Raw genomic sequence first — 19201 nt, forward strand, 5'->3', positions numbered from 1 at the left:
TACGATCAACCTCATTGCAGATTGTAAAAATAAGAAAATTTTTTGACGCCATTTACCGACCTGATACATTAGCCTTCTGTTTATTACTCAGGAGTGTCGGGCTTCAGCCCACCTTTATGGATCGTCACCGACGTCGCTTAATCTGTTCTTTGCGCCTGCTGGCGCGTCACCTTTCGCCTGACGGCGTTTTCTCTGTTTTCCCGACGACCCGGATGTCACGCCTCGCTGCGCCGACAGACACCGGCTTACTCTTTTCCCTGTTCAGGAGTCATAAATAATGGAATTTTTATTCGACCCCTCAATCTGGGCGGGTTTACTGACGCTTGTCGTACTGGAAATCGTCCTGGGCATCGACAACCTGGTGTTTATTGCCATTCTGGCCGACAAACTGCCGCCGAAGCAGCGTGATAAAGCGCGCCTGATCGGCCTGTCGCTGGCGCTGGTGATGCGTCTGGGTCTGCTCTCGCTGATCTCCTGGATGGTTACGCTCACCACGCCGCTCTTCAGCGTCGGCGGTTTCAGCTTTGCCGGTCGTGATTTAATCCTGCTGGCCGGGGGCCTGTTCCTGCTGTTCAAAGCGACCATGGAGCTGCACGAAAGGCTGGAGAACCGTCAGCTCGAGGGCGGCGGGAACCGCGGTTATGCCAGTTTCTGGGCCGTGGTGACACAGATTGTGGTACTGGACGCGGTCTTCTCACTGGATGCCGTTATCACCGCCGTGGGTATGGTGAACCACCTGCCGGTAATGATGACCGCCGTGGTGATTGCGATGGGTGTGATGCTGCTGGCGTCCAAGCCATTAACCAACTTCGTTAACGCGCATCCGACGGTGGTGGTGCTCTGCCTGAGCTTCCTGCTGATGATCGGTCTGTCGCTGGTGGCAGAAGGCTTTGGTTTCCATATTCCGAAAGGCTACCTCTATGCGGCGATTGGCTTCTCAATCCTGATTGAGCTGTTCAACCAGATTGCGCGCCGGAACTTTATCCGCCATCAGTCAAACCGGCCGATGCGTGAGCGCACCGCAGAGGCGATTCTGCGCCTGATGGGCGGTCGCAACCGCGCGCAGACGGCGAGCAGCAGCAATGCAGGCAGCAGCGAAGAGTCTGCGCTGGCCGAGGCGATGCCGCAGGAAGCCTTTAAAGATGAAGAGCGCTTCATGATTAATGGCGTACTGACGCTGGCGTCCCGCTCCATCCGCAGCATCATGACGCCGCGCGGCGAGATCTCCTGGGTCGATGCGAACCGTCCGCTGGATGAGATTCGCGATCAGCTGCTGGATACGCCTCACAGCCTCTTCCCGGTCTGCCGGGGCGAGCTGGATGAAATTATCGGTGTGGTGCGGGCGAAAGAGCTGCTGGTGGCGCTGGAGCATGGCGTGGATGTGGCGACGTTTGCAGCGAATACGCCTACCATCGTGGTGCCTGAAACGCTGGACCCGATTAACCTGCTTGGCGTGCTGCGTCGTGCACGTGGCAGCTTCGTCATCGTCACCAATGAGTTTGGCGTCGTGCAGGGGCTGATTACGCCGCTGGACGTGCTGGAAGCGATTGCGGGTGAATTCCCGGATGAAGATGAAACGCCGGAGATCGTGGCTGATGGGGATGGCTGGTTAGTGAAGGGCGGCACCGATCTGCACTCGCTGCAGCAGCTGCTCGACTTCCATGAACTGGTCGATCCGACCGAAGATCACGCCTCGCTGGCGGGTCTGCTGATTGCGCAGAAAGGGCAGTTGCCGCTTCCGGGCGACGTGATCGATATCAGCCCGCTGCACTTTCAGATTATCGAAGCGACCGACTACCGTATCGATCTGGTGCGCGTTACCAAAGATAAGCCACACGATGAGGATGAAGAGGCGTAACGCTTTTCGATGCGCGGTCCGTTACTGAGGCCGCGCTGACTCTCTCCGACAGCCGCTGCCTGACCGCCGCGGCTGTTTTTTTTATCGGTGGCGGCAAAGCGCCAGGGCACATCGCTTCCGACGCGTCCGGTTATGAGGGCTGCCGCACCTCCAGCCGGTGCTGCGTCAGCCAGGCCGGAAAGTCCTCCAGCGGCATCGGGCGGGCGAAATAGTAGCCCTGCAGATGATCCACCCCGCGTTCGCACAGGTAGGCGGCCTGCTCAGCCGTTTCTACTCCCTCGGCCACCAGGCTGATGTTCAGGCGCTGCGCCAGGGAAATCACCATATCCGTCACCGTCGCGTTGATCGCGTCCGTGCCGATGGCCGCCGTAAATATCTTGTCGATCTTCAGCACGTCAGGCTGCAAATCCTTCAGATAGGAGAGTGAGCTGTGACCGGTGCCGAAGTCGTCAATCGCCAGCCGCACGCCGATCTCGTGCAGTTGCGCAATCACCGACTGATCGACCACCGGCAGGGCATCCCGCTCGGTCAGCTCGACCACCAGTTTCGGCACCGGATTAGCGGGCCACCAGAGGTTCTGCAGATCCTGCAGGATGGCACGGTCCCGGAAATGGCTGGCAGCGACATTGATAGCGATATGGAAGTCGCGGTCATCCGGTAGCTGGGGTAACTGCCTGACCACCTCATTCAGCACAAAGCGGGTCAGCGGCTTAATCAGGTTCTGACGTTCGGCCAGCGGGATGAACACATCCGGTGCAATCCAGCCCTGGCGGGGGTTATGCCAGCGCAGCAGCAGCTCAATGCCGTCGCACTCGCCGCTGCTGCTGTTGATTAGCGGCTGACAGTAGACCATAAACTCATTAGCCGTGATGCCATAACTGATTTGCCAGCTCAGGCTCATCCGGTTTGCGGTCGCCAGCCAGACAATGTAGCCCATCAGCAGACTGAGCAGCAGCGCCAGCGGCAGTTGTGAGGGCAGGGTTGCCAGCGCCAGTCGGGTCGGTGAGGGACCATAGAGCGTCAGAGTAAAGGGGTAACGCAGCGAGCCCTGCTCATAGCTCACCTCATCTTCCGAGGGTACGGTCGGCTCAATAAGGGGATTACCATACTCCAGACTCTGGCCGTTAACGTTGAACACGGCACGTTCCACCCAGGGCAGCTGCGGTTCGAGCACATAGTTGCTCATCATCTCGATGTTAATCACCTGCAGAATCCCGGCGCGGTTATCGAGGCTTCTGGGGGTCCACAGCAGCAGAACCGGCGAGCCTTTCAGCAGGTATTGGTCGGTGGACAGGGTCATGCGCTGGTTGTTAAAAGCTAAATCGGGGTAGGTCTGGCTGAAGGGGATGGCGCGAGGCCCGTAAATACTGGAGCAGTAGATGCTGTCGTTATCCACCAGCAGAATCGCCCGGACGGTCTGCAGGGAAGAGATTTTTTCAATCAGCGGAAAGCGAACGTCCTGACAGGGGACGCCGACCAGACCCAGCGTGTTATTGGCGGATACCTCCAGCGGCGAGAACATCCGGTCAAAGCGCATAATCGCTTTGTCGGCAAAATCCATTGCCTGCTGCTCAATACGTGACTTCTCTTCGATATAGCGAAAGGCCAGCGTGAGTATCAGCACTACGGTGGCGATTGACAGTGCAATAAGCAAACGCTTTCGTCTGAATTGTCCAACAAATTGCTGGGCCATATACATCAGTATCCACCTTCCCTAAAGCCAGAAAAAAGCAAAAAATATCGGGGTTAATATCGGCACGGCCCCATTAATATTGAGGCCGGAATGCAGAAAAGCGGGTCTGGATAGCTGCTCAGGCCGGACGGCTGCGCGGAAAATACTCTACCGTGTAAACCTGCGCTGAGATAGCGCAGGATGCGGATTTGATTACGTTTGCACGTTATTTGAACGTTTATACGTTTCGCTTAATCACACTGTACTTTAATGGCCAGACCGCCGCGGGAGGTTTCACGATACTTGGCATTCATGTCCTTGCCGGTTTCATACATCGTCTCGATAACCTTATCCAGAGAGACGCGCGGCTCACTGGTGCGGCGCAGGGCCATACGCGCGGCGTTAATCGCTTTGACAGAGGCGATAGCATTACGCTCAATGCAGGGCACCTGCACCTGTCCGGCGACCGGGTCACAGGTCAGACCCAGGTTATGCTCCATGCCGATCTCAGCCGCTACGCAGACCTGCTCCGGGCTGCCGCCCAGTAGCTCTGCCAGCCCGGCCGCCGCCATGGAGCAGGCAACGCCGACTTCACCCTGGCAGCCCACTTCTGCGCCCGAGATGGACGCGTTCATCTTATAGAGCACGCCAATCGCCCCCGAGGCGAGAAAATATCGCAGGAAGATATCGGGCGTTACGGGTTCGATAAAGTGATCATAGTAGGCGAGCACCGCAGGCACGATACCGCAGGCACCGTTCGTCGGGGCGGTCACCACCCGGCCGCCCGCCGCGTTCTCTTCATTGACGGCCAGCGCAAACATATTGATCCAGTCGATCACAATCATCGGGTCGCTGGAGTGTTTGGTTGAGGAGGTGAGCAGGCGACGCAGCGACGCGGCGCGGCGTGGCACACGCAGAGGACCGGGCAGGACGCCCTCGGTATTCAGACCGCGATCGATACAGGCCTGCATCGTCTGCCAGATCGTAGCGAAGTAGGCATGGATCTCGTCGCGGCTGTGCAGCGCCAGCTCATTTTTCATCACCAGACCGGAGAGTGACAGGCCGGTTTCACGGCAGTGCGCCAGCAGATCTTTGGCAGAGTGGAATGGCCACGGAACCGAGACCTCATCCAGCGCCGACTGGCCGAAATGCTCTTCATCAACAATGAACCCGCCACCCACGGAATAGTAGGTTTTTGACAGGATCAGCAGGTCGCCGGCAAAGGCCAGCAGGCGCAGGCCATTTTCATGCAGCGAGAGATTCTCACTGCGAAATACCATGCCGCCTTCGCGCGGGAAGTCGACTTCGTGTGCCCCTTTCGCCACCAGCAGTCGCTCACGCTGCTCAACGTCTTTGATAAAGGCGGGGATCGCATCAATATCGACGGTGTCCGGCGATTCGCCCGCCAGACCCATAATGATGGCGATGTCGGTGTGGTGACCCTTGCCGGTCAGCGACAGGGAACCGTAGACATCCACAGCGATCCGGGTGACCTCCTGCAGCTTTCCCTGTTCGCACAGCAAGTCCACAAACTGTTTACCCGCTTTCATCGGGCCGACAGTATGCGAACTCGAGGGGCCGATGCCCACTTTGAACATGTCGAAAACACTAATCACAGGTGACACTCCTCACAATTATTCTCACTCTGCCGGGGCAGTTTATGGCGCTAATAGTAATGGTCATGCACCGGAAAAGAGCAGCTTTTCGCATGAAATAAACTTATCAAAACCGATAGAAAATATTATAGCGGGGCCCGGCAGGGAGTTGACGGGCTTCCGGGAGAATGGTGCGGGAAAAAGGGGGTCAGAAAGCGATCTGCGTGCTCAGTGCGCGGATAATTCCGGCGGTCATCCCCCACACCAGATAATCCTGATAGCGTGACAGCCAGACCGGGTGCCGGACACCGGCCCGGTGAACCTCCAGCGAACTGTAGCGGCTGAGCTGTAACGCCTCAGCCAGCGGCATCTCAAAGGCGCTGTGCACCTCATCCGGGTTGAGGGTTAAACGCAGATTGGCCGGAATAATCCCCAGCACCGGCGTCACCTGAAAACCGGTACTGCTGGTCACCGCAGGCAGCGAACCGAGTATCTCGACCTGCTGCGGTTCGATGCCCACTTCTTCATGGGCCTCGCGGAGTGCTGTGGCGATCAGCGAAGCGTCGTCGTCATCCTGCATTCCGCCGGGAAAGGCGACCTGTCCGGCATGTTTGCGCAGGGCGTGCGAGCGCTGCGTCAGCAACAGGCCCGGCTCAGGCCGCGCCACGATGGGCACGAGGACTGCCGCGTGCCGGCCAGAGAGGCGCTGCGTCGTGCGCGCCGGCTGCTGCAACAGAAAACGGCAGCGAAAAGTCTCAAGCGTCAGAGCCAACTGAACCTCCCGATTGTTCCAGTGCCGGTAAGATCCGGCTCACTTTGTCCAGCGTCTCCTGATATTCCGCGTGCGGATCGCTGTCTGCCACCAGGCCGCCACCGGCTGCACAGTAGAGCTGCTGGCCCTCAGCAATCAGGGTGCGAATGGTGATGCTGCTATCCATCCGTCCACAGAGGCTGAGATAGCCAATGCTGCCGCACCAGGCGTTGCGCCGCTGGGGCTCCAGCTCATCGATGATCTCCATGGCCCGGATCTTGGGCGCGCCGGTAATCGAGCCTCCCGGAAAACAGGCCCGCAGCAGGTCGGTGGCCTGCAGAGGGTCGGGCAGCCGCGCACGAACCGTACTCACCAGATGATGCACGGCGGGGAAGGGTTCCACCTCAAACAGTGCCGGCACGGTAACGGAGCCGGGCTGCGCCACGCGGCCAATGTCATTGCGCAGTAAGTCGACGATCATCAGGTTCTCGGCCCGATCTTTCTCCGCATGGCGCAGCGCCTCCGCCTGCTGCGCATCCGCTATCGGGTCCGCGCAGCGTGGCCGGGTTCCCTTAATCGGGCGGGTTTCGATCTGCCGGTTATTCAGCGAGAGGAAACGCTCCGGCGACAGGCTGAGGATGGCACTCTCCGGCAGGCGAAGAAAAGCGCTGAACGGCGCACGGTTAGCGTCATTCAGCTGACAGAACGCCTGCCACTCATCTCCCTGATAAGCCGCCTGGAAACGCTGTGCCAGATTAACCTGGTAGCAGTCTCCGGCCTGGATATAGTCCTGAACCGCCGCGAAGCGGGCGGCATAGTCGGCGTAGCTCAGATTAGAACGCCAGCCGCTGGTCAGTGAAAAGGGCAGCGCCTCACGCGCGGGCCACTGTGTCAGCCAGGCGAGCCGCGCCTGCGCCGCCTCCAGCGCCACCAGGGTCAGGGTCTGCTGATGGTGATCGGCAATCAGCGCCCAGTCATAGATCCCTACGGCCATATCGGGCGTGATGAGGTCCGCCTCGGCCCTGGCGGGCAGCGTTTCAAACCGGCGGCCCAGGTCGTAGCCAAACAGACCCAGCGCGCCGCCCTGAAACGGCAGCGTCTCACTGGCGGCAGGCGTCACGCCCAGCGCATCGCACTGCTGCTGCACCAGCAGCAGAGGGTCGGCGGCCGATTCACGGGTGCCGCTGCGATCGCTGATTGAGGTGATCGCCCCGCGGGTCACCAGGGTGGCGCGGGGATTAGCCGTCAGAATATCAAAGCGGTTATCGCTGTGGCTGGCCTGGGCGGAGGAGAGCAGCATCGCCCAGGGCAGATGAGCAATGGGGGCAAAACGCCGGGTCAGCGCATCCGGGGTATAATCAAGCGTGAGGGTTTCAACAATCATCGGGCAGAAAAATCAGCAAGCAAAGAGGCGGTCAGACTGACATATTTTTTCCTGACTGGCACCTGTTAGTTCCGCGTGGGATACTGTCTGACCCAATACAGGAGTAAAACATGTTTACAGGATTACCGGCGCTCTCTCATGAGCAGCAGCAGCAGGCCGTCGAGCGTATTCAGGAGTTGATGGCAGGGGGTTTATCGAGTGGTCAGGCTATCGCCCAGGTGGCGCAGGAGATCCGGCAGACTCACTCGGGCGAACAGATCCGGGCGCTATTCGACGACGAAGATGACGAAAACGAAGAAGAATAACGCCCGCTCTGCTTAACGTGCAGCGATAATTTTTATCTCAATTTTGTACTTTGGATTTAACAGCCCGGCCTGAACCGTACAGCGCACCGGTGCATTACCGGGAGAGACCCAGGCGTCCCAGGCGCGGTTCATGGCAGGGAAATCAGCCTTATCCACCAGAAACAGCGTGGCATCAAGAATTTTGCTCTTGTCACTGCCGAGACGCGTCAGCATCGCATCAATCACCGCCAGCGCATTGGCCGTCTGCGCTTCGGCGTCGGCGTCCAGGTTTTCCGGTACGCTGGTGTAGTAGATCGTGTCATTGTGGATCACGGCTTCGGACATGCGGTGTTCCGGGTCAATACGGGTAATACTCATCGGCTTCTCCCTGAATAAAGTGGCAGGTAGCCTGCCATATTCCCCGCATCGCTGTCACCCCTCACAGGCAGCGCTTAACAATCGCCTGCCTGTCTGCCATCACCTGAGGTGCCATCCGGAAGGTGGTAAAATATTTGACCTCTGCCCCTCGCCCGTGAGGCGAGACATCCGCAAAGATAGAATCCTCCCAGGTAAAGACGCTGATCGCACTGCCGCCGGGCCGGGTATGGGTCGTGTCATCGCGGGCAACCACGCTGGTCGTGGACCAGCCGCGATAAATGCAGTCGCTGAGTTGAGGAACGGTGCGGGTGCTCTGGCCCTGAAAGAGGGGTTCCTGCAGACGCGCCTGATCGGGGGTGGGGGCCTGACAGCTGCAGAGCAGCAGCACGCCAGTCAGAGAGCCGATGCGGAAAGTATTCATAGCAATCCTCCGCCTGAGTCAGGCAGTCGGGTTAAGGCCATCTGCTTAACGCAGCCGGAAGACATCGTTAAGCCAGTCTCAGCACGTCAGCTTACGGTTGCCACATCCCAACGGTAAGCCGATTTAATCATTATAATCCGGGCGGTTATTTCCTGCTGTTATCCTCTGTATTTGCTGACTGCGTCACAGGCTTTAGCGGACAGGCGGGGACGGAATGCGGCAGCGGCCGGCTGGCGAGGCGCGGGAATGCAGGACAGGCCAGGCGTAAAAATGGTATAAATCAGCGAAATATCGCGCCACAGGATGAGGATGAGCACATGGCGAATACGCAGTATCTGTTTTGGGTGATGGCGGGCGCACTGACGCTGCTGTTTATTGTAATTTCGGCCTTTGTCGGTCTCTCTAAAGGCAGTAAGCAGGGTTTTATCACCTTTGCTCTGCTGTTTATTGCCATGCTGGCGGGCGCGTTTTATATCCGGCACTAGCACAGCGCGGCGTCACCTCGCGATCGTTTTCAATCTGTTACAACGATCTTACGCCTGGCTCACAGTTCACAAGGAAACTCAGCGGCCTCCGGCGCCGGTTAACTATGCTCAGATCAAATAGCAGTGCTGCTATTTATCACCGGAGGTAATTATGTCTGAACGTCCAGATTACGATGAGCCATTGCCAGATGATGCTGAGATCTACCCGGAAGATGAAGAAGAAGATGAGGAAGACGATCCGACCGTAAGAGATGTCTGACACCGGTCGCCCCTCTGCTAACACCGCAAAACCGCCTGTGCGCCGTTTTGCGGTTCTTTATTTCCGCAGCAGATTCATATGCGATGAAAATAGCGTTCAATCCCTGCTTAAATAATCCTGCGCACGCACAACGTTAATGAAACCCGCCTCTTTTCCGTCGCACTGGGTTATTTCCTCTCCGTTTCTTCCCCGCATTCACGGACACCGCGAATTAAACGTTCAGTGGATGTGACTTTATGCCGCAGGGGAAGCGCTAACAGCACGTTCAGGAGAACACGCACGCTGTCGGAGAACTGACCATTCCTGTATAACTTATTGATAAGCCTCCGTTTTGCTTTGTCTGTGCAATACTGACATAATTACAGTGTTTTTGCCGTTCTTAGTGAGGGTATGTGGCAGACGATTTTGCAGTGGATGGCGCGCTGGCGCTGGGTATCCCGGGTTTTAAGCCGCGGGAAGCACAACGCGAGATGGCGCAGGCGGTCTCTGAAGCCGTAAAAGGGCAGGGTGAACTGGTCGTCGAAGCCGGTACCGGTACCGGTAAAACTTACGCTTATCTGGCACCCGCCCTACGAGCCAATAAAAAAGTGATTGTCTCGACCGGATCCAAAGCGCTGCAGGATCAGCTCTATGGGCGCGATCTGCCCACCATGGTCAGGGCGCTGAAGTTTAAAGGCAAAACCGCGCTGCTGAAAGGCCGCTCTAACTACCTCTGTCTGGAACGCATGGAACAGCAGTCGATGGCGGGTGGCGATCTCACCGCGCAGGCGCTCACCGATCTGGTGACGCTGCGCAGCTGGTCATCGCAGACCGAAGATGGCGACATCAGCAGCTGCGCGGGCGTGACCGAAGACAGCCCGGTCTGGCCACTGGTCACCAGCACCAACGATAACTGCCTGGGCACCGACTGCCCGCGTTACAAAGAGTGCTTTGTGGTGAAGGCGCGAAAGCGCGCCATGGACGCGGATGTGGTGGTGGTGAACCACCATCTTTTTCTCGCCGACCTGGTGGTTAAAGAGGGCGGTTTTGGGGAACTGATCCCTGAAGCGGATGTGATGATCTTTGACGAAGCCCATCAGTTGCCCGACATCGCCAGCCAGTACTTTGGCCAGCAGCTCTCCAGCCGTCAGTTGCTCGACCTCGCCAAAGATATCATCATCGCCTACCGCACCGAGGTGCGCGATGCCCAGCAGCTGCAGAAATCCGCTGACCGTCTGGCGCAGTGCGCGCAGGACTTTCGCCTGTCACTGGGCGATCCCGGCTATCGCGGGAATCTGCGTGAGCTGCTGAGTGACAACGCCATTCTGCGGATGTTTACGCTGCTGGATGATGCACTCGAACTCTGTTACGACGTCATCAAGCTCTCTCTGGGACGTTCAGCCCTGCTGGATGCCGCTTTTGAGCGCGCCGCGCTCTATCGTACCCGGCTGAAACGGCTGCGGGCCATCAACGAGCCGGGCTACAGCTACTGGTATGAATGTACCTCACGTCACTTTATCCTGGCGCTGACGCCGCTCTCCGTCGCGGAGCGTTTTCGTGAAGTGATGGATAACCGTAAAGCCGCGTGGATCTTTACCTCAGCCACCCTGGCAGTGGATGAGAAGATGGCGCACTTCTCGGAACGGCTGGGTGTCAATGCGGCAAAAAGCCTGATCCTCAACAGCCCGTTCGACTTTGCGAAGCAGGCGCTGCTCTGCGTGCCGCGCAATCTGCCGGAGCCTAACCGTCCGGGGGGCGCCCGCCAGCTGGCCGCGATGATGAAGCCGCTGATTGATGCCAACAAAGGTCGCTGCTTCTTCCTCTGTACCTCACACCTGATGATGCGTGAGCTGGCGGCCGAATTTCGCGCCTCCATGACGCTGCCGGTGCTGGTGCAGGGTGAAACCAGCAAAGGCCAGTTGCTGCAGCAGTTTATTGAGAAGGGGAATGCGCTGCTGGTCGCGACCAGCAGTTTCTGGGAAGGGGTGGATGTGCGCGGGGATGCCCTGTCGCTGGTGATCATCGACAAACTGCCTTTCACCTCACCGGAAGATCCGCTGCTGAAAGCCCGGATGGAAGATTGCCGGATTCGCGGCGGCGATCCCTTTGCGGATGTGCAGTTGCCGGACGCGGTGATCACCCTGAAGCAGGGCGTGGGACGGTTAATCCGTGACACCGACGATCGCGGCGTGCTGGTGATTTGCGATCAACGGCTGGTGTCACGCCCTTACGGCGCGCTGTTCCTGAACAGTCTGCCGCCGACGCCGCGCACCCGGGACATCCGTCGCGCCATCGCCTTTATCCGCCAGCAACCCGAAGCAGACGCATAATTCTGTGCTAAGATGCGCGCCGTTTTCTTTCTTCTGAGGTAGTCATGTCAGCCCGAATTTTAGCGCTGGATACGGCGACAGAAGCCTGTTCAGCCGCCTTGCTGAATCAGCAACAGATCGATGCCCGATTCGAAATCGCCCCGCGCGATCACACCCAGCGTATTTTGCCGCTGGTCGAAGAGCTCCTGCTCGCCGGTCAGCTGGAACTGACCGATCTGGATGCGCTGGCCTTTGGGCGCGGCCCCGGCAGCTTTACCGGCGTCCGTATCGGTATTGGTATTGCGCAGGGCCTGGCACTGGGCGCAGCCCTGCCGATGATCGCGGTCTCGACGCTGGCGACGATGGCGGAAGGGGCGTGGCGTCTGCACGGCGCCCGTCGCGTACTGACCGCTATTGATGCGCGAATGGGTGAAGTCTACTGGGCAGAGTATCAGCGGGATGAGCAGGGGCGCTGGCAGGGTGAAGCCAGCGAAAGCGTGCTGACGCCCGAGGCGGCGGTGGCAAGAATGCAGGCGCTTACCGGTGAGTGGATGACCGCCGGCACCGGCTGGGAAGCCTTCCCGGCATTGCAGCAGGGGCACGCACTGACGCTGACCGCCAGTGAGGTGACCCTGCCTGCCGCACAGGATATGCTGCCGCTGGCGATGCTGGCGCTGGCGGACGGAGATACCCTACTGCCGGAAACGGCGGAGCCGACCTACCTGCGCAATGAAGTTGCCTGGAAAAAGTTACCTGGCCGCTAAGTCGCACGCAACTTATTGTTATGCGTCCAGTCTAAGACTTTACCTAACGGGAGAGCGTCTATGTCGTCAATGTGTGGTAAAGGGCTTTCAGGTCTGCTGCTGACCTGTGTGCTGGTGTTAACGGGTTGTGTCTCTATTCCTGACACGCTGCAGGGCAGTTCCCCTCAGCCTCAGCAGGATCTGCTGCGGGTGATGAATGACCCTGCTATCTATGTCGGCCAGGAGTCGCGTTTTGGCGGTAAGGTGGTGAACGTCACCAACCTGAACGGCAAAACCCGTCTGGAGATTGCGGCACAGCCGCTGGATGAGAGCGCCAGACCGCGTCTGGGCGCGGCGTCAGTCGGCCGGATCTATGCTGACATCCACGGTTTTGTTGACCCGGTGGATGTCAGAAATCAGTACGTCACGGTGCTGGGCACGCTGAAAGGCACGGAGCAGGGCAAAATCGGCGAGGCAGATTACAAATTTGCCGTCATCGATGTGCGTGGTTATCAGCGCTGGCGTCTCGCCCAGCAGGTGACCGCCCCGCCACAGCCGATGGACCCCTGGATCTGGTACGGTCCGACCCGCCATCGCGGGGGATACTGGGGACCCAATCCCTACTGGGGCATGGTTAACAGTGGCCCGACCGAGGTGCAGACCATACTGACCGAGTAACATTAAGACCTGCTATTAAGCCCGGTCGCGGTGCTCGCTGCCGGGCTTTTTATTTGTCTGTTTTCACAGCACGAAATTTAGTGATGGACTTCGCAACCTCAACATGCCGAAACAGGCAAACTGGTACAATCAGTTAAAATATTGTTAACAAACCAGATTGGCTGAGGCGGCGATGGAAATACAACATAATTATCGGGGTGGATCCTTGAATAAGGTTTGGCTGAAACGCTACCCGGCAGATGTGCCTGCCGAAATAAGTGCAGATCGTTATACCTCGCTGGTCGATCTGTTTGAGCAGGCCGCAAAACGCTACGCCGATCAACCCGCGTTCCTGAACATGGGTCAGAAAATGAGTTATCGCCAGCTGGAGGAGAAGAGCCGCGCCTTTGCCGCTTATCTCCAGCATGAACTGGGCCTGAAAGCGGGTGACCGGGTGGCGTTAATGATGCCTAACCTGCTCCAGTATCCGGTGGCCCTGTTTGGCGTGCTGCGCGCGGGAATGGTGGTGGTCAATGTCAATCCGCTCTACACGCCGCGAGAGCTGAAACATCAGCTTAACGACAGCGGCGCCAGCGCCATCGTTATCGTCTCCAACTTCGCGCACACGCTGGAAAAGGTGGTGGGGGAAACCGCGGTCCGTCACGTCATCCTGACCCGGATGGGCGACCAGCTCGCCCCCATTAAGGCGACGCTGGTGAATTTCGTCGTCAAGTATGTCAAAAAGCTGGTGCCGAAATACCATCTGCCGGGCGCTATCTCATTCCGTCAGGTTCTGGACGTGGGGGCGACGCTCAATTATCGCCGTCCGACCGTGTCGAATGACGATCTCGCCTTCCTGCAATATACCGGCGGCACCACCGGGGTGGCCAAAGGGGCGATGCTGACGCATCGCAACATGCAGGCGAATCTCGAGCAGACGAAAGCGACCTACGGCAAACTGCTGCGTGACGGCAAAGAGTGCGTCGTCACCGCGCTGCCGCTCTATCACATCTTTGCATTAACGGTGAACGGGCTGCTTTTCCTTGAGCTGGGCGGCCAGAACCTGCTGATCACCAATCCGCGCGATATTCCTGGCTTCGTTAAAGAGCTGAGCAGGTTTCCGTTTACCGCCATCACCGGGGTCAACACGCTGTTTAATGCGCTGCTGAACGATGAGCAGTTTACGAAACTCGATTTCTCCACGCTGCGGCTTTCCGCGGGCGGGGGGATGGCGGTGCAGAAAGTCGTGGCTGAACGCTGGGAAAAGCTGACCGGGCACTATCTGCTGGAAGGCTACGGCCTGACGGAGTGTTCGCCGCTGGTTTCGGTCAATCCCTACGACATCAGCTGTCATACCGGCAGCATCGGCCTGCCGGTGCCCTCGACCGATGTGCTGATCCTGGATGAAGCGGGAAATGAAGTGGCACCAGGCGAGCCGGGTGAGCTCTGCATCAGCGGCCCGCAGGTGATGCTGGGTTACTGGCAGCATCCGGAAGCGACGGCGGAAGTCCTGAAAAATGGCTGGCTCCATAGCGGTGATATTGTTACCGTTGATCAGGAAGGCTTTATTCGCATCGTCGACCGTAAAAAAGATATGATTCTGGTGTCAGGCTTTAATGTCTATCCGAATGAAATCGAAGATGTGCTGATGCAGCACCCGAAAGTGCGCGAAGCCGCGGCCATCGGGGTTCCCAGCGATCTTTCCGGTGAGGCGGTCAAAGTCTGCATCGTGAAAAAAGAGGCGTCGCTGACGAAGGAGGAGGTGCTCGATCACTGTCGCCGTCAGCTGACCGGCTACAAGGTACCCAAAATCATTGAGTTTCGTGATGAGCTTCCCAAGACCAACGTTGGCAAGATCCTGCGGCGCGAGCTGCGTGATGAGGTGAAATCCGGCACCCGCTGAATCCGGATAAGAATTGAGGTTGAACGCCGGCATGTCCGGCGTTTTTATTGTTTTTAACATGGAGCGCCGCGCGGAGTCTGCTGCGGTGGAAATCAGACGTGAACTATTCCCTTATCGACCAGGATGATCAACTGGCAGACGTGTGCCAGAAAGCGCGCCAGCACGCGGCGGTGGCACTGGATACCGAGTTTGTGCGTACCCGCACTTATTACCCTCAGCTTGGCCTGATCCAGCTGTATGACGACGAACAACTGGTGCTGATAGACCCGCTCAACATCCGCGACTGGTCACCCTTTGTGGCGCTGCTGACCGACACCGCCGTAACCAAATTCCTGCATGCGGGCGGCGAAGATCTGGAGGTGTTCCTGCACCGTTTTGGCGTGCTGCCGACTCCGATGATCGACACCCAGATTCTGGCGGCCTTCTCCGGCCAGCCACTCTCCTGGGGCTTCGCCGCGATGGTGGCGCACTTCACCCAGGTTGAACTCGATAAAAGCGAATCACGCACCGACTGGTTAGCCCGCCCGCTGACGGAGCGCCAGTGTGTCTATGCGGCAGCCGACGTTCACTACCTGCTGCCGATTGCCCGTCAGCTGATGGTCAATACGGAAGAGGCGGGCAACATGGCCGCCGCACTCAGCGAGTGCGATAACCTCTGTCAGCGCCGTCTGGACAGTCTGGCCCCGGAAGAGGCCTGGCGCGATATCACCAACGCCTGGCAACTGCGTCCGCGTCAGCTGGCGGCGCTGCAGCGCCTGGCGGCCTGGCGTCTGACGCTGGCGCGTGAAAAGGATATGGCGGTTAACTTTGTGGTGCGCGAAGAAAACCTGTGGAAGGTGGCGCGCTTTATGCCGGGCTCGCTGGGTGAACTCGATCATCTGGGGCTGTCAGGACACGAAATTCGTTTTCACGGCAAAACGCTGGTCGCGCTGGTGGCGGAAGCGGCGGCACTGGAGGAGAGTGAATTACCGGCTCCGCTGGGAAATCTGATCGACCATCCGAATTACAAATCGGTCTTCAAAGCGATGAAGGCGCTGGTGCAGCAGGTCAGTGAGCAGAGTGGCTTCAGTCAGGAGTTGCTGGCGTCACGCCGTCAGATTAATCAGGTGCTGAGTCAGCACTGGGGCATTAAGCCGCAGGGGCGTCCACCGGAGTTACTGACCGGATGGCGGGGCGAACTGCTGAAACCCGGCATCGATGAGATCCTGGCGGGTTGCTGACCGGATAAATTTCCCCTGCCACTGCGCAGGGGAAATTCAGGCGGCGGTCAGAATCATTTAGTCGCGTCTTCCGTCTCCGGAAGCGTCACGTTCAGCTCCAGAATCGAGATATCATCACCTTTCTGATCGAGCTGTACCGTGACCATCTCTGGATCGATCTTCACATATTTGCAAATCACTTCCAGAATGTCGCGCTTAAGTTGCGGAAGATAGTGGGGCTCACTGTCGCCCCTTCTCCGTTCTGCCACGATAATCTGCAGCCTTTCCTTGGCTATGTTGGCAGTGTTCTTCTTCCGGGATAAAAAGAAATCAAGTAATGCCATGGTTTATCCCCCGAACAGGCGTTTCAGGAAACCCTTCTTCTCTTCTTCAATAAAGCGGAAGGGGCGTACTTCACCGAGCAACCGTTCAACGGTATCGGCATAGGCTTTGCCAGCATCAGATTCACCGTCCAGAATCACCGGTTCGCCCTGGTTGGAGGCACGTAATACCGACTGATCTTCCGGGATGACGCCGACCAGAGGAATGCGCAGGATTTCCAGCACATCTTCCATGCTCAGCATATCGCCACGGCTGACGCGACCCGGGTTGTAGCGGGTCAGCAGCAGGTGCTCTTTTACCGGCTCCTGACTGTTTTCTGCGCGACGGGATTTAGAGGAGATGATGCCGAGGATACGGTCGGAGTCACGGACTGAAGAGACTTCCGGGTTGGTGGTGATGATGGCTTCATCGGCAAAATAGAGCGCCATCAGGGCGCCGGTTTCAATCCCTGCCGGTGAGTCGCAGACGATGAAATCGAACTCCATCGCGGCCAGATCGTTCAGGACTTTTTCAACGCCTTCACGGGTCAGCGCATCTTTGTCGCGAGTCTGTGACGCAGGCAGAATGTAGAGCTGCTCGGTGCGTTTGTCGCGGATCAGCGCCTGGTTCAGGGTGGCATCGCCCTGGATGACGTTGACGAAATCGTAGACCACACGGCGCTCACAGCCCATGATCAAATCCAGATTACGCAGACCGATATCGAAGTCGATCACGACCGTTTTCTTGCCTTTCTGCGCTAAACCGGTGGCGATGGCCGCGCTTGACGTGGTCTTACCAACGCCCCCTTTACCGGATGTAACTACAATAATGCGTGCCATAAATGTTGATTTCCTTAACAAAAGAAAAGGGGCCTAATTAAGTGTCTGGATAGTCAGCGCGCCATCCTGCAGGCACAGGCGCGCAGCTTTACCAAAAAATTCTTGCGGGATCTGATCCATGATCCAGTACTCCCCGGCAATCGAAACCAGCTCAGCGGCCAGGTTAGTACAGAATATCTGGCAGTTGCGGTCACCGCTGGCACCCGCCAGGGCGCGACCGCGCATCATGCCGTAAATGTGAATATTGCCATCAGCAACCAGTTCGGCACCGGCGCTGACGCTGCTGGTGATGATCAAATCGGCATCACGTGCATAAATCTGCTGGCCTGAGCGCACCGGGGTGTTCACGATGCGCGTTTTCGCGGCCATTGCTTCCGCGGCCACCGGCTGCGGTTCAGGCACAGCGGCAGGGGCTTGCGCCTGCGGCCTGGCCTCTTTACCCTCTGCCAGCACCGGCAAACCGGCACGGGCGATCATGCGTTTCAGCGCCTCATCCTTGCAGCCGCTTACGCCAACAATGCGTAAGCCGGTGGCAAGAATCGCCTGCTGCAACTGCTTCCAGTTAACATCGGCACTCAGGGTGGCAACGTTAAGCACCACCGGGGCGTTTTTCAGGAAGTCCGGAGCCTGGTCAATCTTGTCCTGAAGTGCCTTGCGAATCACCGCCGGGTCATGGTGATGCAAATGGACGACAGACAGGGTGAAACTGCTACCTTTGAATTCGATTGGCGTTTGCGACATCTGTCCCGACTCAGTCCTGTTTTCACTACCGTCAGCCAGGCGATGATAAAATCGTCACTGAAGCGCTAACGGTGAATATTCGAAGTTCTGCAAGCATGTTATAGTTACAGCTATATTCAGACAAGCCTCAACCCCGGTTAATTCGAGTAAAAAATATGTTTTGTGTGATCTACAGAAGCCCGTTACGTGACCAGACTTATCTCTATGTTGAAAAAAAGGACGATTTCTCCCGCGTGCCGGAGGAATTGCTGAAAGGGTTTGGCAAGCCGCAGCTGGCGATGGTGCTAAAGCTGGCGGGGCGCGACAGGCTGGCAAATGCGGATATCAATAAAGTTAAGCAGGGATTGAGCGAGCAGGGCTATTATTTGCAGATTCCACCGCCGATCGAAAGTCTGCTGAAAATTCATTTAGAGGCCGATAAAAAAGTTTAACTCGGATTCTTCTGTAAATATAAATCCTGCCGTCGCGATTTTGTCAGGATAATATTGCTCTGAGGCTGCGCAGAATTAACGGCGCAGCTTATCTGTTTTCACTCTCATTAAATTTCCTGCCCGGTTTTTTGTCCTTATTTGTACGATTATTCAGCACTTCGGCGGTGCTGTTTACGCTTTTTGACAAATTCCGCACCCCGGACCGTTAAAAGGATCTTATTATCTCGCCATGAGGCTGGCAGATCGACCAGCGCAAAAGCAAACATCAACCCGCCAGCAGTGCTGGCATCACACTAACCTGAACAGGGGATGAGCATGTATCAGCATCGTAACTGGCAAGGCGCTCTGTTAGATTTTCCGGTCAGCAAAGTGGTTTGCGTCGGCAGTAATTACGCAAAACACATCAAAGAGATGGGGAGCGCCACCCCGACAGAACCGGTGATCTTCATCAAGCCGGAAACGGCGCTCTGTGATCTGCGTCAGCCGCTCTCTATCCCGGATGCGTTTGGTGAAGTGCATCATGAAGTTGAACTGGCCGTGCTGATTGGCGCAACCCTGAAACAGGCAACCGAAGAGCATGTGGCGAAGGCCATCGCAGGCTATGGTGTGGCGCTGGATTTGACGCTGCGTGACCTGCAGGCCGGGCTGAAAAAAGCGGGCCAGCCGTGGGAAAAATCGAAAGGCTTCGACAATGCCTGCCCCATCTCCGGTTTTATCCCGGTCGCGGAGTTCAGTGACGATCCGCAGAATGTGGAGCTTAAGCTGCTGGTGAATGGTGAAGTGCGTCAGCAGGGCAGCACGGCCGATATGATTCATAAAATTCTGCCGCTGATTGCCCACATGAGTCGCTACTTCACGCTGCGCGCCGGCGATGTGATTCTGACCGGTACGCCGGAAGGGGTGGGTCCGATGCGCGCAGGCGATCAGCTCGAAGTCTCTCTGGCGGGGCATGGGATCAGCACGCGCGTGCTCTAAAGACTTGCATCACCACC

General features: G+C 57.6%; 19 protein-coding genes. 10 read left to right on the top strand and 9 right to left on the bottom strand.

The features are described 5' to 3' along the window. Nucleotides 1-277 precede the first annotated feature (277 nt). A complete protein-coding gene (locus tag CKF42_RS03615) occupies nucleotides 278-1858 on the top strand; it encodes a TerC family protein (RefSeq protein ID WP_046101951.1) in 1581 nt (526 codons plus the stop codon). Between the two features lie 130 nt (nucleotides 1859-1988). Here CKF42_RS03615 and CKF42_RS03620 read toward each other — a convergent pair whose 3' ends face one another. From CKF42_RS03620 to pabB, 4 genes are all read right to left on the bottom strand, one after another. After that, nucleotides 1989-3557: an EAL domain-containing protein gene (locus CKF42_RS03620; RefSeq protein WP_058957301.1), complete on the bottom strand. Its 1569-nt coding sequence runs from the start codon at nucleotides 3555-3557 to the stop codon at nucleotides 1989-1991. A gap of 224 nt (nucleotides 3558-3781) precedes the next feature. Further along, nucleotides 3782-5146 (bottom strand): L-serine ammonia-lyase, encoded by a 1365-nt coding sequence (locus CKF42_RS03625; protein ID WP_046101949.1) that lies wholly within the window; start codon nucleotides 5144-5146, stop codon nucleotides 3782-3784. A 187-nt stretch (nucleotides 5147-5333) separates the two neighbouring features. Continuing rightward, nucleotides 5334-5897 carry a CoA pyrophosphatase gene (locus tag CKF42_RS03630; RefSeq protein WP_058957300.1) on the bottom strand — a complete coding sequence of 188 codons (564 nt, stop codon included), beginning with the start codon at nucleotides 5895-5897 and terminating at the stop codon, nucleotides 5334-5336. Beyond that, on the bottom strand, nucleotides 5881-7260 hold the full coding sequence (gene pabB, locus CKF42_RS03635) for an aminodeoxychorismate synthase component 1 (protein WP_046101947.1): 1380 nt from the start codon (nucleotides 7258-7260) through the stop codon (nucleotides 5881-5883). Before pabB ends, CKF42_RS03630 begins: the two co-directional genes overlap by 17 nt. 110 nt (nucleotides 7261-7370) lie before the next feature. Here pabB and CKF42_RS03640 point away from each other — a divergent pair, with 110 nt between their 5' ends. Then, a complete protein-coding gene (locus tag CKF42_RS03640) occupies nucleotides 7371-7565 on the top strand; it encodes a YoaH family protein (RefSeq protein WP_009089830.1) in 195 nt (64 codons plus the stop codon). 12 nt (nucleotides 7566-7577) lie between these two features. Here the strand turns inward: CKF42_RS03640 and CKF42_RS03645 are convergent, their stop codons facing one another. After that, entirely contained in the window at nucleotides 7578-7922 is a 345-nt protein-coding gene (locus CKF42_RS03645; protein WP_009089831.1) for a RidA family protein, read from the bottom strand. A gap of 61 nt (nucleotides 7923-7983) precedes the next feature. Beyond that, nucleotides 7984-8343, bottom strand: coding sequence for a hypothetical protein (locus tag CKF42_RS03650; RefSeq protein WP_009089833.1), 360 nt, complete (start codon nucleotides 8341-8343; stop codon nucleotides 7984-7986). A 317-nt stretch (nucleotides 8344-8660) separates the two neighbouring features. Here CKF42_RS03650 and CKF42_RS21210 point away from each other — a divergent pair, with 317 nt between their 5' ends. The 6 genes from CKF42_RS21210 (at nucleotide 8661) to rnd (ending at nucleotide 15898) form a co-directional block, all read left to right on the top strand. Next, nucleotides 8661-8828, top strand: coding sequence for a hypothetical protein (locus CKF42_RS21210; RefSeq protein ID WP_009089835.1), 168 nt, complete (start codon nucleotides 8661-8663; stop codon nucleotides 8826-8828). 651 nt (nucleotides 8829-9479) lie between these two features. After that, nucleotides 9480-11396, top strand: a complete 1917-nt coding sequence (locus CKF42_RS03655) for an ATP-dependent DNA helicase (protein WP_111207567.1) — start codon at nucleotides 9480-9482, stop codon at nucleotides 11394-11396. A 44-nt stretch (nucleotides 11397-11440) separates the two neighbouring features. Then, nucleotides 11441-12139, top strand: coding sequence for a tRNA (adenosine(37)-N6)-threonylcarbamoyltransferase complex dimerization subunit type 1 TsaB (tsaB, locus tag CKF42_RS03660; RefSeq protein WP_111207568.1), 699 nt, complete (start codon nucleotides 11441-11443; stop codon nucleotides 12137-12139). Between the two features lie 60 nt (nucleotides 12140-12199). Next, nucleotides 12200-12796 (top strand): Slp family lipoprotein, encoded by a 597-nt coding sequence (locus tag CKF42_RS03665; RefSeq protein WP_033736224.1) that lies wholly within the window; start codon nucleotides 12200-12202, stop codon nucleotides 12794-12796. Between the two features lie 205 nt (nucleotides 12797-13001). Beyond that, complete coding sequence (gene fadD / locus CKF42_RS03670) at nucleotides 13002-14678, top strand: long-chain-fatty-acid--CoA ligase FadD (RefSeq protein ID WP_140028620.1); 1677 nt, start codon at nucleotides 13002-13004, stop codon at nucleotides 14676-14678. Nucleotides 14679-14776: 98 nt separating this feature from the next. Continuing rightward, on the top strand, nucleotides 14777-15898 hold the full coding sequence (rnd, locus tag CKF42_RS03675) for a ribonuclease D (RefSeq protein WP_058957296.1): 1122 nt from the start codon (nucleotides 14777-14779) through the stop codon (nucleotides 15896-15898). A gap of 53 nt (nucleotides 15899-15951) precedes the next feature. On the opposite strand, the gene minE is transcribed toward rnd, so the two are convergent. From minE to minC, 3 genes are read right to left on the bottom strand one after another with little or no spacing between them, the layout of a single operon-like run. Beyond that, nucleotides 15952-16221 carry a cell division topological specificity factor MinE gene (minE, locus tag CKF42_RS03680; RefSeq protein ID WP_009089844.1) on the bottom strand — a complete coding sequence of 90 codons (270 nt, stop codon included), beginning with the start codon at nucleotides 16219-16221 and terminating at the stop codon, nucleotides 15952-15954. Between the two features lie 3 nt (nucleotides 16222-16224). After that, nucleotides 16225-17037: a septum site-determining protein MinD gene (minD, locus tag CKF42_RS03685; protein ID WP_046101942.1), complete on the bottom strand. Its 813-nt coding sequence runs from the start codon at nucleotides 17035-17037 to the stop codon at nucleotides 16225-16227. Between the two features lie 33 nt (nucleotides 17038-17070). Further along, nucleotides 17071-17778, bottom strand: a complete 708-nt coding sequence (minC, locus tag CKF42_RS03690; protein WP_058957295.1) for a septum site-determining protein MinC — start codon at nucleotides 17776-17778, stop codon at nucleotides 17071-17073. Nucleotides 17779-17933: 155 nt separating this feature from the next. Between minC and CKF42_RS03695 the strand changes: the two genes are divergently transcribed. Together CKF42_RS03695 and CKF42_RS03700 are read left to right on the top strand one after the other, a co-directional pair. Then, on the top strand, nucleotides 17934-18209 hold the full coding sequence (locus CKF42_RS03695; protein ID WP_009089851.1) for a YcgL domain-containing protein: 276 nt from the start codon (nucleotides 17934-17936) through the stop codon (nucleotides 18207-18209). Nucleotides 18210-18524: 315 nt separating this feature from the next. Next, nucleotides 18525-19184 carry a fumarylacetoacetate hydrolase family protein gene (locus CKF42_RS03700; RefSeq protein WP_058957294.1) on the top strand — a complete coding sequence of 220 codons (660 nt, stop codon included), beginning with the start codon at nucleotides 18525-18527 and terminating at the stop codon, nucleotides 19182-19184. Nucleotides 19185-19201: the final 17 nt, after the last annotated feature.

This window comes from Pantoea sp. ARC270 (assembly GCF_003236725.1).
Classification (GTDB): Bacteria; Pseudomonadota; Gammaproteobacteria; order Enterobacterales; family Enterobacteriaceae; genus Pantoea; species Pantoea anthophila.

What these genes read in the sequence shown, in the direction of transcription:
- CKF42_RS03650 (WP_009089833.1), bottom strand. Translation starts at nt 8,343, where the DNA reads ATGAATACTTTCCGCATCGGCTCTCTGACTGGCGTGCTGCTGCTCTGC.
- minE (WP_009089844.1), bottom strand. Translation starts at nt 16,221, where the DNA reads ATGGCATTACTTGATTTCTTTTTATCCCGGAAGAAGAACACTGCCAAC.
- tsaB (WP_111207568.1), top strand. Translation starts at nt 11,441, where the DNA reads ATGTCAGCCCGAATTTTAGCGCTGGATACGGCGACAGAAGCCTGTTCA.
- CKF42_RS03665 (WP_033736224.1), top strand. Translation starts at nt 12,200, where the DNA reads ATGTCGTCAATGTGTGGTAAAGGGCTTTCAGGTCTGCTGCTGACCTGT.
- CKF42_RS03645 (WP_009089831.1), bottom strand. Translation starts at nt 7,922, where the DNA reads ATGAGTATTACCCGTATTGACCCGGAACACCGCATGTCCGAAGCCGTG.
- CKF42_RS03620 (WP_058957301.1), bottom strand. Translation starts at nt 3,557, where the DNA reads ATGTATATGGCCCAGCAATTTGTTGGACAATTCAGACGAAAGCGTTTG.
- CKF42_RS03640 (WP_009089830.1), top strand. Translation starts at nt 7,371, where the DNA reads ATGTTTACAGGATTACCGGCGCTCTCTCATGAGCAGCAGCAGCAGGCC.
- CKF42_RS03615 (WP_046101951.1), top strand. Translation starts at nt 278, where the DNA reads ATGGAATTTTTATTCGACCCCTCAATCTGGGCGGGTTTACTGACGCTT.
- minC (WP_058957295.1), bottom strand. Translation starts at nt 17,778, where the DNA reads ATGTCGCAAACGCCAATCGAATTCAAAGGTAGCAGTTTCACCCTGTCT.
- CKF42_RS03695 (WP_009089851.1), top strand. Translation starts at nt 17,934, where the DNA reads ATGTTTTGTGTGATCTACAGAAGCCCGTTACGTGACCAGACTTATCTC.
- minD (WP_046101942.1), bottom strand. Translation starts at nt 17,037, where the DNA reads ATGGCACGCATTATTGTAGTTACATCCGGTAAAGGGGGCGTTGGTAAG.
- CKF42_RS03700 (WP_058957294.1), top strand. Translation starts at nt 18,525, where the DNA reads ATGTATCAGCATCGTAACTGGCAAGGCGCTCTGTTAGATTTTCCGGTC.
- CKF42_RS21210 (WP_009089835.1), top strand. Translation starts at nt 8,661, where the DNA reads ATGGCGAATACGCAGTATCTGTTTTGGGTGATGGCGGGCGCACTGACG.
- pabB (WP_046101947.1), bottom strand. Translation starts at nt 7,260, where the DNA reads ATGATTGTTGAAACCCTCACGCTTGATTATACCCCGGATGCGCTGACC.